At 38.5% G+C, this 14,794-nt stretch carries 14 protein-coding genes; 7 read left to right on the forward strand and 7 right to left on the reverse strand.

Features of this window, described 5'->3' with window-relative positions; all coding sequences use genetic code 11:
- Positions 1-24: 24 nt before the first annotated feature.
- Entirely contained in the window at positions 25-636 is a 612-nt protein-coding gene (locus ACK2WI_RS08490) for a hypothetical protein (protein ID WP_409150377.1), read from the reverse strand.
- 122 nt (positions 637-758) lie between these two features.
- Complete coding sequence (gene purH / locus ACK2WI_RS08495) at positions 759-2,285, reverse strand: bifunctional phosphoribosylaminoimidazolecarboxamide formyltransferase/IMP cyclohydrolase (protein ID WP_409150379.1); 1,527 nt, start codon at positions 2,283-2,285, stop codon at positions 759-761.
- 141 nt (positions 2,286-2,426) lie between these two features.
- Between purH and ACK2WI_RS08500 the strand changes: the two genes are divergently transcribed.
- A complete protein-coding gene (locus ACK2WI_RS08500; protein WP_409150380.1) occupies positions 2,427-3,614 on the forward strand; it encodes an esterase in 1,188 nt (395 codons plus the stop codon).
- Positions 3,615-3,855: 241 nt separating this feature from the next.
- Here ACK2WI_RS08500 and purN read toward each other — a convergent pair whose 3' ends face one another.
- Positions 3,856-4,431, reverse strand: coding sequence for a phosphoribosylglycinamide formyltransferase (gene purN, locus ACK2WI_RS08505; RefSeq protein WP_093098958.1), 576 nt, complete (start codon positions 4,429-4,431; stop codon positions 3,856-3,858).
- 135 nt (positions 4,432-4,566) lie between these two features.
- Here purN and ACK2WI_RS08510 point away from each other — a divergent pair, with 135 nt between their 5' ends.
- The 3 genes from ACK2WI_RS08510 (at position 4,567) to ACK2WI_RS08520 (ending at position 6,437) form a co-directional block, all read left to right on the forward strand.
- Complete coding sequence (locus ACK2WI_RS08510; RefSeq protein ID WP_312696614.1) at positions 4,567-5,064, forward strand: redoxin; 498 nt, start codon at positions 4,567-4,569, stop codon at positions 5,062-5,064.
- A gap of 495 nt (positions 5,065-5,559) precedes the next feature.
- Positions 5,560-5,988, forward strand: a complete 429-nt coding sequence (locus ACK2WI_RS08515; protein WP_093098961.1) for an AraC family transcriptional regulator — start codon at positions 5,560-5,562, stop codon at positions 5,986-5,988.
- 74 nt (positions 5,989-6,062) lie between these two features.
- The gene (locus ACK2WI_RS08520) at positions 6,063-6,437 is read left to right on the forward strand and encodes a RidA family protein (protein ID WP_093098962.1); all 375 of its coding nucleotides are present in this window, start codon (positions 6,063-6,065) and stop codon (positions 6,435-6,437) included.
- Positions 6,438-6,773: 336 nt separating this feature from the next.
- Here the strand turns inward: ACK2WI_RS08520 and ACK2WI_RS08525 are convergent, their stop codons facing one another.
- From ACK2WI_RS08525 to ACK2WI_RS08540, 4 genes are read right to left on the reverse strand one after another with little or no spacing between them, the layout of a single operon-like run.
- On the reverse strand, positions 6,774-8,210 hold the full coding sequence (locus tag ACK2WI_RS08525) for a serine hydrolase (protein ID WP_409150382.1): 1,437 nt from the start codon (positions 8,208-8,210) through the stop codon (positions 6,774-6,776).
- A gap of 20 nt (positions 8,211-8,230) precedes the next feature.
- Positions 8,231-8,974, reverse strand: a complete 744-nt coding sequence (locus ACK2WI_RS08530; RefSeq protein WP_409150384.1) for a LytR/AlgR family response regulator transcription factor — start codon at positions 8,972-8,974, stop codon at positions 8,231-8,233.
- Positions 8,971-10,011 (reverse strand): sensor histidine kinase, encoded by a 1,041-nt coding sequence (locus tag ACK2WI_RS08535; RefSeq protein WP_093098967.1) that lies wholly within the window; start codon positions 10,009-10,011, stop codon positions 8,971-8,973. The genes ACK2WI_RS08530 and ACK2WI_RS08535 overlap by 4 nt, the downstream gene beginning before the upstream one ends.
- A gap of 8 nt (positions 10,012-10,019) precedes the next feature.
- On the reverse strand, positions 10,020-10,895 hold the full coding sequence (locus ACK2WI_RS08540; RefSeq protein WP_093098968.1) for a LiaF transmembrane domain-containing protein: 876 nt from the start codon (positions 10,893-10,895) through the stop codon (positions 10,020-10,022).
- 269 nt (positions 10,896-11,164) lie between these two features.
- Between ACK2WI_RS08540 and ACK2WI_RS08545 the strand changes: the two genes are divergently transcribed.
- The 3 genes from ACK2WI_RS08545 (at position 11,165) to ACK2WI_RS08555 (ending at position 14,794) form a co-directional block, all read left to right on the forward strand.
- Entirely contained in the window at positions 11,165-11,503 is a 339-nt protein-coding gene (locus tag ACK2WI_RS08545; protein WP_093098970.1) for a DUF3276 family protein, read from the forward strand.
- Positions 11,504-11,765: 262 nt separating this feature from the next.
- Positions 11,766-13,889, forward strand: coding sequence for a DPP IV N-terminal domain-containing protein (locus tag ACK2WI_RS08550; RefSeq protein WP_409150386.1), 2,124 nt, complete (start codon positions 11,766-11,768; stop codon positions 13,887-13,889).
- Between the two features lie 260 nt (positions 13,890-14,149).
- Complete coding sequence (locus tag ACK2WI_RS08555; RefSeq protein WP_095067853.1) at positions 14,150-14,794, forward strand: hypothetical protein; 645 nt, start codon at positions 14,150-14,152, stop codon at positions 14,792-14,794.

Below are 14,794 nucleotides of genomic sequence, written 5' to 3' on the forward strand. Positions count from 1 at the left end.
TGACCTGCATTATCCTTAAAAAGCTTATTCTGAGATCCCTTTCGGGTCAAAGCCATTGTTTTTTACCTTGATTAACTGATCGAATAAATGCAGCATAAGGGTGTCTGTCCTAGGGTCTTCCTTCAGGTATTTTTCATTTTCCTTATCGGTCGCTATGAGGTTGAACAATTTATCGTTCATAAAGTAATACCTGACCTCTCCAGCCTTTTTGGTTTTGTCCATATCAAATTTTGGATCGATGATATGCGTATTATAGTTGTACTGCTGTTCGAATACAAAGGAAAGCTTATCATCCTTGAGGTACATGTCTTGCAGGGAATAACCACCTTCGCCATAGTTCCTGGCCTTAATGAGTTCGAGTTTGTTATTCTTGAAATAATAAGTGGCCACTCCACCTTCTGTGGATTCATGGATTTGTGCCGAATCAATTTTATCCCAGTCTTTGATCGCATTGATCCTTTGAAAGTTTTCTCGGACAAGCAAGGTCGAATCTGTACTGCCTGCCACTGGACTTTCCATTGCTCCAGAATCAGCTACCAAAGTACTATCAGCACTTGTGTCGCCTTGATTTTTATTTCCTTGGCAAGCCGTTAGTGCAAGGGTAGCTGCTAAGGAACATATTGCTAGTTGTTTCATGTGATTTTTAAATAGTCTGCCATCAGAAGTGCAAAAATAATTCCAAGGATTGCCAGCAATAAAAAAGCCCTCTGTAATATTTACAAAGGGCTTTTATTCAGCTAAAGCTTAATTTTTTGATATTAATGTTTGAAGTGGCGAACACCAGTTGTTACCATAGCAACAGCTTTTTCGTTGGCCATATCAATGGATAATTGATCCTTAATGGATCCTCCCGGTTGTAAAACAGCTTTAACACCAGCGTCTCCAGCAATTTCCACACAGTCAGGGAATGGGAAGAAGGCATCCGATGCCATAACGCTACCTTGGATTTCAAATCCGAAAGATTGTGCTTTTTCAATAGCTTGTTTCAATGCGTCTACACGTGAAGTTTGACCAACTCCAGAAGCGATCAAGGTGCCGTTTTTAGCAAATACGATTGTGTTAGACTTGGTGTGTTTTACGATTTTGTTCGCAAAATAAAGGTCTTTCAATTGCTCTTCTGTAGGTTTTACCTCAGTTACTGCTGTCATTTGCTCCGGACCTTCAACGGTATTGTCTTTATCTTGTTGGATTACTCCGTTCAATAAGGTCTTGAATTGCTGTGTTGGCAATTTTACTTCCTTACGACGAAGGATAATACGGTTTTTCTTTGCAGTCAAGATCTGTAAAGCTTCTTCAGTGTAAGAAGGAGCGATCAATACTTCAAAGAAAAGGTTGTTGATTTCTTCTGCAGTTGCTTTGTCTACTTCACCATTGGTAATCAATACACCTCCGAAAGCTGAAACTGGGTCACAAGCTAATGCAGCTTCCCAAGCCGCCTGGATAGTTGGTCTTGAAGCCACTCCACAAGCATTGGTATGCTTCAGGATAGCGAAAGTAGGTTCGCTAAACTCATCGATAATGGCTACAGCAGCATCTACGTCAACCAAGTTGTTGTAAGAAAGTTCTTTACCGTTCAATTTGTCGAACATAGCGTCAAGGTTACCATAGAAAACCCCTTTTTGGTGTGGGTTCTCGCCGTAACGAAGAACTTGTGCATTTTGTTCAGATTGTTTGAATACGTCTAGAGGCTCTTCTTGATTGAAGTAATTGAAGATCGCTGTATCGTAATGCGATGAAGTATTAAATGCGCGTTTAGCGAATGATTTACGTTGTTCAAGGGAAGTAGCACCTTCTTGGGCAGCTAAGATTTCTTCCAATTCAGTATATTCGTTTTTCGAAGAGATAATGACTACATCATTGAAGTTTTTCGCAGCAGCACGGATCAAAGAGATACCACCGATGTCAATCTTTTCGATAATATCTTGCTCAGATGCTCCCGAAGCTACCGTTTCTTCGAATGGGTACAGGTCTACGATCACTAAATCGATCTCTGGGATTTCGTATTCCTCTAATTGTTTTTTGTCATCTGCCAATGGACGGCGAGACAAAATCCCGCCGAATACTTTCGGGTGAAGCGTTTTTACACGGCCACCTAAAATAGAAGGGTAACCAGTTAAATCTTCAACACGTTCTACTGGGATATCTAAATCACGGATAAAAGACTCCGTACCGCCAGTGGAATAAAAAGTAACTCCGAATTTGTTTAGTAGTTGAATTAGAGGTGCAAGGTTATCTTTATAATAAACTGAAACCAATGCATTTTTAATCTTAACAGGATGATTCATTGCGTTTTGTTTGGAGCCGCAAAGATAATTATTTAAAATATAATTTTCTTGAATTTTATTACTTAATTAAAATGCTCCGGCTCAAACAGTTTTAAATTATTAGTATATTGGTTTATTCGATTCTAAAACACAAACTTAACCATGAAAAATCTTCTTATTTTATCAATGACCTTGGCCTTAGGGCTCTTCGGATTGCCTGGAAAAGCACAAGAAAATATTGGTGCGAAAGAAATCAAAGTCAACTCTCCGGTGGTTGCTGCAGACAATTCTGTAACTTTTAACTTGGTTGCTCCAGAAGCTAGGTCAGTTTATTTAACGGGAAATTGGATGGTCCAGAAGCCTCAAGAGCTGCCTAAGGTAGCGATGAAAAAAGATGCTTCAGGGCTATGGTCAGTAAAACAAGATAGTTTAGGGTCAGATCTATTTCTATATAATTTTATTGTTGATGGTGTTCGAATCAATGATCCATTGAATGTATATCAGGTAAGGGATGTGGGCAATGTCTTCAATTACTTCATTACCAATGAAGGGAATGCGGACTATTATAAGACGATGTCCGTGCCGCATGGTTCCATGATCAAGCAATGGTATCCATCCAAGATCAATAAGTCTGAAAGAAGAATGACGGTTTACACGCCACCAGGTTATGAGTCTTCGAAGGAAAAGTTTCCAGTTCTATATTTGCTACATGGAATGGGAGGGGATGAGGATGCTTGGCCAACACTGGGGCGGGTGGCACAGATCATGGACAACCTCATCGAAGAGGGGAAAGTGGAACCGATGATCGTGGTGATGCCTAATGGCCATACCAGCAACTCTGCAGCTCCTGGTTTTTCAGAAAAGGGAGAATATATGATCGAGTTTTTTACGCCGGATGTAGGGTCTGGGGATATGGAATCCAATTTTGATGAAGTGATTAATTTCGTTGAATCGAATTATAGGGTCATTAAGGATAAGAAGAGCCGTGCCATAGCTGGCTTGTCTATGGGTGGTTCGCATGCTATGTTTATTTCAAGCTTCTATCCAAATACCTTTGGCTATGTGGGTTTGTTCTCGGCTGCTTATAGGATCAATGATAAGATCAAGCGCGAAGTATATGATAAGTTTGATGAAAACTTGCTGAAGCAAAAGGAGAATGATTACGAAATATATTGGATTGGAATGGGTGAAGATGACTTTCTCTATGACACAGGAGCTGAATTTAGGAAGAAGCTGGATGGGATAAAATTAGATTATATATATCATGAATCTAAAGGTGGCCATACCTGGTCAAATTGGAGGGATTATTTAGTTGAATTCAGTACATTCCTCTTCCGAGATTTTGATTAGGTAAAAAGCAAAAGTATCCGAAATAAGATAGGTGTTTTTAGAACGGGAATCTCTTGGTTTCAGTTTGGTTTCATTCGAGACACATTCGGAAAATTCCGAATGTGTCTCGAATGAGGTCAAGAAATATTCCAGGAAATTTTGGATGTGTAAGAATCCTCAAAAAAGGTTCGAAGATAATGAAAAAGGAGCTGTCCATGGGGTAGCTCCTTTGTTATGTTTATTGAATTAAACTAAAGTAAGTTTAATTGTATTTTTTCAATAAGTTCTCGATTACTTTCGGGTAGTGCGCATGCTCAAGCTGCTGACCATTGAACTTTAAAATTTCCAAGGTATCGCCGGCTTCTACACGAAAGCGGGCTTGGTGAATGATTTCACCTTCATCAAAATTTTCATTAACAAAGTGGATGGTAATACCGTGTTCCTCTTCGCCCGCTTCCAAGACTGCTTTATGTACCTTGTCGCCATACATTCCTTTGCCACCAAATTTGGGTAATAGGGCAGGGTGTATGTTGATAATTTTGTTTGGAAAGCTCTTCAATAGGTTTTCAGGTACTAACCATAAGAAACCAGCTAAAACCACTAAATCAATTTCAAGTCTTTTCAATAGTTCTACGATTTCATCGGTTTGGTAGAAATCGTGCTTATCAAAAACATGAGTTGGGATTTCAAAATTATCTGCACGTTGTAAAACATATGCATCTGGGTTGTTACTTAGAACTAAGGCAACTTCGGCGCTGTCGGCGTATTTAAAATGCTCCATGATTTTTTGAGCATTCGATCCAGAACCAGAAGCAAAAATAGCAATACGCTTTTTCACAGTGTGTTATCGTTTGAAAATTTTAACTTTAATTTTTCACAAATATAGCTGAATTTTTCCAATAAAGGGGAATTTGAGCTCATTATGGGGTAATTTTTGTTAGATTTAGGGACATTAAGCTCAAATTATCAGGTTATGAAGAATATTATCTTAGTCCTCATCTTTGTTTTCACAACTGTTGGATTGTCCAATGGACAAGTGCCAGAGAAAATGCCTGCATTCTCCAAGTTTAGTGATATGAACACTGGTGCTAAGTTTACTTCAGACTCTTTGAACAGTAAGCATACGCAGGTATTTATCCTTTTTGATCCAGGCTGTGGGCATTGCCAAGAGCTGGGTCAGGGCATTTCCAAGTCTTTGGATAAGATCCGGCAGGATGTGGATTTCTATTTTATTTCTATGCAGGAGAAACCTCTGGTAGATGGATACATCAATATGTTTGCTAAAGGTTTGAGAAATGATAAGCGTGTAAAATTTCTTTATGACCCAGAAGGCGAATTTATTTTAAGTTTTAATCCTAAGAATTTTCCTTCAACCTATATCTATGAGGCTAAATCTCTACAAATTATCAAACAATTCGACGGTGAAAACAGAGTAGAAACGCTCCTTCCGTACCTTCAAAAACGTGATTAGGACATTAAAAACCTTGTATTTCGCACATTTTACTTTTTATTTCCAAAATTTTCCTAATAAAATAAAGTGATATTACTTATTTAATAGTTTTCATATATTTACATATTGAAAGTTTTAAAGGAAAAAACTGTTCTTGATTGGTAGTGATAGTGAATTCTAACAAAAAGGATCTTGGTTTTGAAGATTAAATAGATGCTGGCCGTGATTTGTGCGAATGTAAATACCGAAAGGAAAGCTTAAATCAAATTTTAGCAAACATTTTTGAACAAACAATTGAAATTATTGGATTAATACGAAGCTTTAAATTGCTGGGAATGATGTGATATTTATTTCCTTGGGGGTAATTTAACCGAACGTCCGTATTTATGAAAATATATTTTCAAGCTACATTAAACATTTTCAAAATTCTTTAGTCTTTGCGAATATCAGCCAGTCTATAATAAAATATTGTAAGGGCCAAGAAATTACAATTGGGGTTGATGTATACATTTATTTATGATTAACATTTATAAGGAATTAAGTTACCGCGATAACGAATCTTTTATGGCGGTAGAAACTTTGATAATGTCTCTTGATTTAGGACCTCAGAAGAAATTGGTGATGAGCCAGTTCCCTTCCTGGGTAAATATTGCCAAGGATTACATCAAAGAACATTGGAATAAGCAGATCACGCTAGAAGAGTTGTCAAATTTATGTGCAGTTCATAAAGTAACAATATCGAAATATTTCGAAAAATATGCAGGGAGTACAGTATTGCTTTACCAGCGGAAAATTAGGATTATTCGAGCCGTGGAACTGATGCATTTTAGCGGTTATTCGCTAACAGAGATAGCTTTTTTATGTGGTTTTTCGGATCAAAGCCATTTTACGAGGTACTTTCGTCAAATGATTGGATTCTTGCCTAAGGAGTTACAGAAGGCCTGACGCTAATATCGTTCTATTTTAAAATTTAAGCATAGGTTTATTTTGTAGCAAGCGAATAAAATCAATTGTTTAACATGAAAATACTACAGGGGAATCGACTGCCAAAGCCAAACGGCCATTATAGCACAGCCATAGTTTCTAATCATTTTCTATTTGTATCGGGCCAATTGCCCATATCGGCAGATGGAAAGCACCATGAAGAAGATGATTTTGAAAGTCAATTTACCGTTGTGTTTCAGAACATTGAGAATATTCTATTAGCCTCTTCGAGTAGTATGTCGAAGATCGTCAAGGTTACAGCTTATGTCAGTGACGTTAAATTTTGTCCCCAATTCAACGCTTTATTTGCCGATTTCATTGGTAAACATAAGCCCGCCCGAACGGTCGTTCCGGTAGCTGAATTACGTCATGGATATATGCTAGAGGTAGACTTGATAGCAGAAGTATAGTCCTGCACACATTTATTAAACCCGTATATTCCTTTTCATTCGAAAATTGAGTTTATTATTATCCCGGAAGAAAATCTAGTTTAATTTCTCGCTGTGGATGTTTAAAATAAAGTTTAGGATGAAAAAGCGATTGGTTTCTTTCTTAGGTTTATCTCCAATTTATATTTCTGTCAACGATGGATCTGGAAATTGAAAGATAAATTTTAAAGACAACTAAACAATGAAAAAAGGGAGGTTTCCAATGGAAATCTCCCCTTTTTTTTATTTTTTCTATTGCCTGTTAATTCTTGCTGTTTATTTTGTGAATTTTTGCCTTGGAGATGCAGCTTGAAAACATTATTTCGTGGAAAGTACTTTTTCCAATAGGGCTGTACCTACTTTGCCCAATTCATTGCTCGAATTGGAAAGCATGATAACTACTGATTTTTCATCCGGAACAAAGCCTACAAATGCATTAGAACCGGCAGTAGCACCAGTGTGATGGTAGTAAATGACTCCATCTAACATGTTCATGTGCCAAGCCAATCCGATATCGCTATTAGGAGGGACGAAGAAAGTGAACTGTTTAGTGAGGTTCATCGCTTTCTGCACATTTGTTTCCGGGTAGGTCAATTGCGCGATGGTATAACGCAAAAGATCATTTACACTTGATTTTAGAGAGCCTGCTGCAGTTAATGCTTGAAAATTCCAGAAAGGAACCTGCTGGCCTTCTCCATCAAATGGAGGTGCAATGTTCTTTTCCTTGGGGTTCAATTTATCAATCGTATTGGTCATTTCCAGGGGAGTCAAGATCATTTCCTTGACCATGGTCATGTATGGCTTTTTCGATATGGTCGATAGAAGGTCTCCTAATAGACCATAACCTAGATTGCTATATGCATATTCCGTTCCTGCTTCTGTCTTTGCTGTATAGCCTTTTAAGAAAGCGTATAAGGCCTTCTTGTCGTATGCTGCATAAGGATCACTATTGGAGAATTTCGGGACCTTGTTCCAATTGTCCGCAAGCCTCGGTAAACCCGAAGTATGGTTAGCCAACATCTTGAAAGTGATTTTTTGTATATCAGGATTTTGGGCTACGGAATCAGGAAGGAATTTTGCGATACTGTCTTCTAAGGAAATGGTTCCTTGATTGACCATCTCGGCTAAAAGGGTCGCGGTAAAGGTTTTAGTCACCGAGCCTATTTCATATAAGGTGTTGGCATCTGGTAAGGTGCTGTTTCCGGGCGTAGTTTCACCATAGAAAAAAGTATTGATTTTGTTTTGGTGAATCACGGCAACAGCTAAGGAATGTGCATTCCCATTTTTTGCATAACTACGCGCCACAGAGTCTATATATACATCCAATGGGCTTTTGGCTTCTACATTGGAAATGATGTCTTCTTTTTTCGGGGCTTCGTCCGGTGAATAAGGTTTTACCAAAAAGGTATTGTACCTCATGTTGGAGTCAATTGCAAGTTGCATGGTCAGCGTTTCCTCTTGCAATTCCACTTTATAGGTTGCCAATCCCCTGCTAAAACCAGTTTTGGTTACATTTTCAATCCTCCCTAAGACAAAAAGGTTATTCAGTAATTCTGCCATCTTTTCTTTGCTGATGTTTTGTTTAAAATTATCATTGGCAAGATTGTAGATGGAGTCTACTTGCTGGGAGTTGAAGAAAAATTCTATTCTATTGAATACGGCTCTATTGTTATTCTCGTCAACCGTTTGGGCTTTTACAGTACCCAAACAAGCTAAAACTAGGATAATGAGGAGGTTGATCGCTTTAATTCTCATGCCCAAAAATACAAAACAAATTATAAACCTATAACTTGCTTTAATCTGGCATAGCCGGACTTGCTGATATTAACCTTCTCGCCAGTCAGCAGGGTAGCGATATAGCTGTCTTTTTCCATAGGCTCGATCTTTTGGAGTTGATCCACTTTTACGATGAAAGAGCGGTGGACTCTGACATACTGTTTTCCGTCCAATTGTTTTTCAAAGGAACTCATGGTCTTGTTTTTTAAGAACATACCATCAGGGGTGTGGATCTTGACATAATCATCGTAGGCTTCTAGGAAATTGATCTGCTGCACTGGGATAATTTTAATTTGATTTCCAGTTTTTACAACGATTCGTTCTAGGGAAGTATCTTCTTCCATGGATTCTTGCAATTTGGCAGAATCTATTTTAGGAGCCTGTTGGCTATTGAAAGAGGCTTTGAATTTGTCAATGGCTTTTTGGAAACGATCGGGCCTGATGGGTTTCAAAAGGTAATCCACGGCATTTTTCTCAAATGCTTTTAGGGCATACTCATCGAAAGCCGTTGTAAAGATGATATGCGGTTGGGTATCCAGCAGCTCCAGCATTTCGAATCCGGTCAATTTAGGCATTTGTATATCCAGGAAGACCAAGTCAGGTTGGAATTGCTGGATGGCTTTTACGCCTTCAAATCCATCGTTGCATTCGGCTAATACTTCAAAATCCGGATGCTCTTTTAAATATTCCAGGACCATGCTACGCGCCAATGGTTCATCGTCTATAAGGATTGTCTTTATCATAGTTGAGGGATTCTTAATGTGGATATAAATGTACTACCATCGACCGCTGTTTCCAAGAGGTCAGTTCTGCCAAATAGGAGGTACAGTCTTCTTTGGATGCTGGTCAAGCCAAAGCCAGTTCCTTTTTTCTGCTCAGGTTGGTCCTGTTCAAATGGATTGCTGATTTGGATGGTCAACATATTGTTATCTAAGTGGATGCTGGTTTTAATAGTTACTTGGTCAGTCACATTGTAAAGTCCGAATTTTATGGCGTTTTCTACCAAGGGCTGCAAGATCATCACAGGTATTTTGGCGTTGAAAACGGATTCATCATAATCAAATTCGGTGCTCAATCGATGCCCGAACCTTACTTTTTCAATATCCAAATATAGGCTTAAATGATTTATTTCTTCTTCAACGGTTGTAAACTGTTTTTCATCCTTTCTCATGGTTCCGCGAAGGAAGTCGGAAAGTTGGAAGACCATGTTCCTGGCTTCAGTCGGTTTGCTGCCGATTAAAGCGATGATGGAATTTAAGCTGTTGAAAAGAAAGTGGGGCTGTAATTGCTGCCTTAGATTATAAAGTTCAGCATCACGGACCATGCGTTCGCTTTCGTCTTTTCTACGTTTGTTGAATACAAGTTCTTCTTGGATATTCCAGAAGATATTGATGGTCATGACGCAGGTGATGATCAAGAAATTGATCACAAAGCGAAATGGCAGGCTGAAATCTAAATAGACCAGGTTTTCATCGGGGGAAAGCTGAATAATCAAGATGCGGATGATGAGAACGCTGATGGCTGAAAAGATGGCCGCCATGGAAAAGAGCTTCCAATAGTTTTTGTTGTTTGGAAGATAAAATTGGAGGGTACTGTAGATTAGATAGGAAATACCTGTCATGGTCAGGGCACCGATAACGGCGTCGTAAGCTGCAGTAACCTTGGCAATATTAGACCAAAGCAAAAGTCCATAGACAATGAGGAAATATAAAACACAAATAATCCACGAGGAGGCATGGATTACATAGCGTTTGGATTGTTCACTTATGGGTTTTTGCATGCCTAAAACTAACTGTTCTTAATGGTTAATCCTCCAAATAAAGATGTACCTGTGATATAGATCTTTTTGTTCTCGTCAGTCACGACTTCGATCATAGGTCTTCTGTCATCTACCTCACCAAAAATAGAAGATACATTTGAATACACTTTCCAATTGGTAGGTACAATGATCTTGGTGCTTCCGAATAATTGGAAGGTGTCGATGACAACAGGTTGTTTTAAATCTGCCTGAAGGAAGTTTAACTGTGTACTGCCAAAAACAGATGTAATATTACCACCTAGGAAGTTCTTGCTCAGGATCACTTTTTTTGTATCGCTGAAAAAGTTGTCGACCTTCAAGTAGTTTTCAAAATCGGGTAGGAAATTTCTTCCGTATGGCCTATGCTCAGTACCGGTGGCCTGAGCATAGGAATCGTTAGGGTTTTGCGTGCCAGGGTTGGTTTGGCCTTCGGTATTCCCTTGGTAATCTTGGTTTACGCGTTTGTCCCAGTCGTACTCATCATTTCGAGGAGGCGTGGTTGGTGGCAATTGCGGCGTGCTTTTGTTACGATTGATCAGGTAGAAGCCCAAAGCGATTGCTGCAGCAGGGATCAAGAACCTACCTAAGTGAATATCCAATTCATTCTTAAGTAAGAATACTGAACCGATGATGATTAGGACAATGGAGGATTTCTTTTCGAATTTTGAATTCACCCCAATGACTAGACCGATGACGATCAAGATCGTTTCCCATCCGAACATCCAATGTGGGATGATCGTGCCCATGTTCAAGTTTTTGAAAAGGATAGCTACTCCTAGAAAAACAATGATAAATCCGACTAAGTTGGAAGATTTGTTGTTTTTAGGTGGCTTTTCGTAATCTGTTTTCGTTGTTTGATTATTCATGATATTGTTTCCTTTTGAATTAGTTTACTCAAAAGTATAGCGAATATAAGCATAGCCACAGAGCAAATAGGTCTCTTGGGTATTTTTTTCGGTGAATTACTGCATTTAATCGGTGAAAATTCGAAATCATTTTGCCAACTCTTCAAATCTGATGCAATATTTTAATTATTATAATAATAATTTTTAAATAAAATTTGGATGATTGAATTTAATTATTATATATTTATGACTGAAAATAGAGGGTTAAACTTAAATTTTATATTAATCTAATGGGAGATTTTGACAATAAAGAGCGAGAAGAGGTATTTTCAAAAAAGGTGAGAGCGGGCAAACGTACTTATTTTTTTGATGTGAAAGCCACTCGCTCGAACGATTATTATGTGACAATTACAGAAAGCAAAAAGCGCTTCGAAGACGGACAATTCATTAAACACAAGATCTTCCTTTATAAAGAAGACTTCGAAAAGTTTGCTGAAGGCCTTCAAGATGTAGTTGAATACATTAAAGCTAACCAAGAAGTTGTTGAAAAAAGATATGAGCCAAATCAAGACGAAAACGGTTTTGAGAACAATGGCGAACTAGTACAAAAAGACAATTACTCTTTTTAATTTAGTTTTGAATACATAATTAATGGGCCACTATAATTTAGTGGCTTTTTTTTATTGCAAGCGGCTTTGGGAAGCCTAAAGCAATAAAATGATGGGGCCAAAGGGAAAGCCCCAAAAATAAACCCTAAGAAGAACCATTTGATTCCTTTGAATTTTATGCTATCGATTTCGTTAAATATGTTACAGGTATTATTTTACTAGATCGGTTAGAATTTCCTATTTTCGAAGATTTATTGAAACAAATTACTAATTACGAAATCATATGAACAAGTTGTTTTCAGCGGCTTGTCTCACGCTGTTTATCTTGTCGACGACAGCAGGGGCAGACGCGCAAACGAAAAAATTAACCTATGAGCAGGCATGGAACCAAGCGCCTTCATTGACCAAGACGATCAGTCGATTTGAAGGATGGGCCGATGCCAATCATTATATAGAAAGAGCAAACAACCAGCTTTTCAAAGTCAATGTAAAAACCGGTAAAAAGGAGAGCTACAGCTATCCTGTGAATACTTCGACGCAGGTTTTTGTGAAGGATAAAGATGTATTCATCCAATATCCGGAAGGGGAGGCTAAGAAATTGACCAATTCTCCGGAAGTAGAAGAACAGAACCCAACGCTATCTCCCGATGGTAAATACGTCGCTTTTACAAGGAAAAGTGACTTGTATGGTCTCGAAGTGGCATCCGGAAAGGAAGTTCGCTACACCAATGATGGAACGGATGTGATCTACAATGGTTGGTCATCATGGGTTTATTACGAGGAAATTTTAGGCCGTCCAACAAATTATAGGGCTTTCTGGTGGTCTCCTGACAGTAAGGAGATTGCTTTTATGCGCTTTGATGACACTAAGGTCCCAATGTTCCCGATCTATGTTTCCAAAGGACAGCATGGCTACCTAGAGGAAACGCGATACCCAAAAGCTGGTGACCCTAACCCAGAGGTTAAAGTTGGTTTTGTGAAAGTGGAAGGTTCTCCAGTTGTTTGGGCTGATTTCAATGAGAAAGATGATCAATACTTTGGACAACCATACTGGAGCTTTGATAGCCAATCGATCATGGTTCAGTGGATGAATAGGGAGCAGAATACCTTGAAGTTTTACGCTGTGAATCCTGAAAATGGTCAAAAAACAGAGATCTACAATGAGGAGCAGCCCACATGGATCAATTTGGACCATGATGAGCGCATTACTTATTTAGCCGATAACAAACACTATATATTGAAATCGGATAAAACCGGATGGGCACATTACTATCTATATACACTGGATGGGAAATTGGTTAACCCAATTACCCAAGGTGATTGGCAGGTGACTTCCATCGAGCGCATCGATGAGAAAGGTAAAGTGCTTTATTTCTCTGCTAGGAAGGAAAATTCTGCAACGAAGGATCTTTACAGAATTGGCTTTGATGGAAAAAAAATGCAGAGATTGACTTTTGGTGATTATACACATAATGTATTGGTGTCGCCTGATGGTAAATATTTCATCACGAACTATTCCAATATCTTCACGCCTAATAAGGTTGCTCTTGTGGACAATAAGGGCAAAGTTTTGAAGGAATTGGCAGATAGCAAGGCTGATGATTTTGCGAACTATAAAGTTGCAAAACGTGAGTACCTGACCATCCCTTCTGAAGATGGTAAATTTAATCTTCCGCTTATCATCACCTATCCAACTGATTTTGATGAAACAAAACAGTATCCTGTGATCATGAGTATCTATGGTGGTCCGGATGCGGGTACCGTAAGAAATACATGGAAAGGGGTGAATGGTGAATATTGGTCTCAAGAAGGAATTATTCAGATTGAGGCTGACCATAGAGCTTCTGGACATTTTGGTAAACAAGGAGTTGCTTGGATGCACAGAAACCTAGGAAACTGGGAATTGGTGGATTATATCACCGTTGCAAAATGGTTGAAAGCTAAGCCATTTGTGGCTAAGGACAAATTGTTGATTACTGGACATAGTTATGGTGGTTACATGACTTGTCTGGCATTGACCAAAGGAGCTGATTATTTTGATTATGGTATTGCGGGTGCGCCGGTAACAAGCTGGGAGCTATATGATACGCATTATACCGAGCGTTGGATGGACACGCCGCAGTCTAATCCGGAAGGATATAAGAACGGTTCTATTTTGCCTTATGTAAATCAATACAAAGGTAGGTTACGTATCATGCATGGAGACATGGATGATAACGTTCATATGCAGAATACCATTCAGTTGGTGGATGCCTTGACCGATAGAGCAGTGCCATTTGAACTGATGATCTATCCGGGTAGCCGACATGGATTCAACAGGTCTAAAAGTCCTTATGATTTCAAGGAAAGAACCAGGTTCTATTACCAATACCTATTGGATAAACCTGTTCCAGAAAATTTAAAGTAATAATTGTCGATAAAAGGCTAAGAATATAAAATCTTAGCCTTTTTTTATAGCATATAGGGCTTTAAAAAAATTGATTCCACCGAAAAAATTATCATATTTGCAATATTATTTATGCCATGCTAGATTTTCTCAAAGACATTACATTTAAAGCTAACGACGTTGTTTTAAGAGCGATAGATATCCTCATGAGGAATTACATTTCTATTGCTGGTCTATGTTTTTTAATTTTTGTAACATCCAACCTTTCTTCTTTTCTAGCTATGTATTTAGATTCTTCGAATCTGATCGTAAAGGTGCTTTTGTTGCTGTTGTTCGTGGCCGTTTATTTTGGCTTGCAATTAGTGCTGTTGAAGAAGGCTATTTTCTTAGCAAAGGATGAAAAGAGCCATGGCTTGATGGATTATCTGCCGAGCATGTCGCAGTTTTGCTATTATATTTTGGGACTGTTACTGTACAGTCTGATCGCATTCGTGATTTACATCATTATGTATGTGGCATTATTTCCATTGCTGTATTTAGGAGTCAACATGAATACGGTTCAGACCGAGATTCACCCCTTCTTGACGGGGGTAATCATGCTGTTTGTGTTGATCAGGACCACTTTCTTTCCGTTCTTCATCGTGGAGAATGGTTTCAATACCTTCAAATCGTACAGGTTTAGCCTAGCGATGACAAAAGGTAATGTTTTGAGGCTGTTGGCCATTATATTTATCGTTGCATTCACTCATCTACTACAATTAGGTACAGAATACATGGGATACTCTTTGGTTTCAAAGATCTTGAGTCTGATCAATTCCTTTGTAATTATCCCAGTGGTAAGCGTTGTTATGTCAATTGTGTATATTGACATGATAAAAGCCTATAAGGGCAGTTCTGATCCTTCCCTTATGGATAACATTATATAA

The organism is Sphingobacterium sp. BS-2, from assembly GCF_046161205.1.
Taxonomy (GTDB): Bacteria; Bacteroidota; Bacteroidia; order Sphingobacteriales; family Sphingobacteriaceae; genus Sphingobacterium; species Sphingobacterium mizutaii.

Coding starts and splice junctions, on each gene's coding strand:
- ACK2WI_RS08535 (WP_093098967.1), bottom strand. CDS start 10,011: ATGCAAAAACCCATAAGTGAACAATCCAAACGCTATGTAATCCATGCC.
- purH (WP_409150379.1), bottom strand. CDS start 2,285: ATGAATCATCCTGTTAAGATTAAAAATGCATTGGTTTCAGTTTATTAT.
- ACK2WI_RS08540 (WP_093098968.1), bottom strand. CDS start 10,895: ATGAATAATCAAACAACGAAAACAGATTACGAAAAGCCACCTAAAAAC.
- ACK2WI_RS08490 (WP_409150377.1), bottom strand. CDS start 636: ATGAAACAACTAGCAATATGTTCCTTAGCAGCTACCCTTGCACTAACG.
- ACK2WI_RS08500 (WP_409150380.1), top strand. CDS start 2,427: ATGAAAAATCTTCTTATTTTATCAATGACCTTGGCCTTAGGGCTCTTC.
- ACK2WI_RS08510 (WP_312696614.1), top strand. CDS start 4,567: ATGAAGAATATTATCTTAGTCCTCATCTTTGTTTTCACAACTGTTGGA.
- ACK2WI_RS08520 (WP_093098962.1), top strand. CDS start 6,063: ATGAAAATACTACAGGGGAATCGACTGCCAAAGCCAAACGGCCATTAT.
- ACK2WI_RS08515 (WP_093098961.1), top strand. CDS start 5,560: ATGATTAACATTTATAAGGAATTAAGTTACCGCGATAACGAATCTTTT.
- ACK2WI_RS08530 (WP_409150384.1), bottom strand. CDS start 8,974: ATGATAAAGACAATCCTTATAGACGATGAACCATTGGCGCGTAGCATG.
- ACK2WI_RS08545 (WP_093098970.1), top strand. CDS start 11,165: ATGGGAGATTTTGACAATAAAGAGCGAGAAGAGGTATTTTCAAAAAAG.
- ACK2WI_RS08550 (WP_409150386.1), top strand. CDS start 11,766: ATGAACAAGTTGTTTTCAGCGGCTTGTCTCACGCTGTTTATCTTGTCG.
- ACK2WI_RS08525 (WP_409150382.1), bottom strand. CDS start 8,210: ATGAGAATTAAAGCGATCAACCTCCTCATTATCCTAGTTTTAGCTTGT.
- ACK2WI_RS08555 (WP_095067853.1), top strand. CDS start 14,150: ATGTATTTAGATTCTTCGAATCTGATCGTAAAGGTGCTTTTGTTGCTG.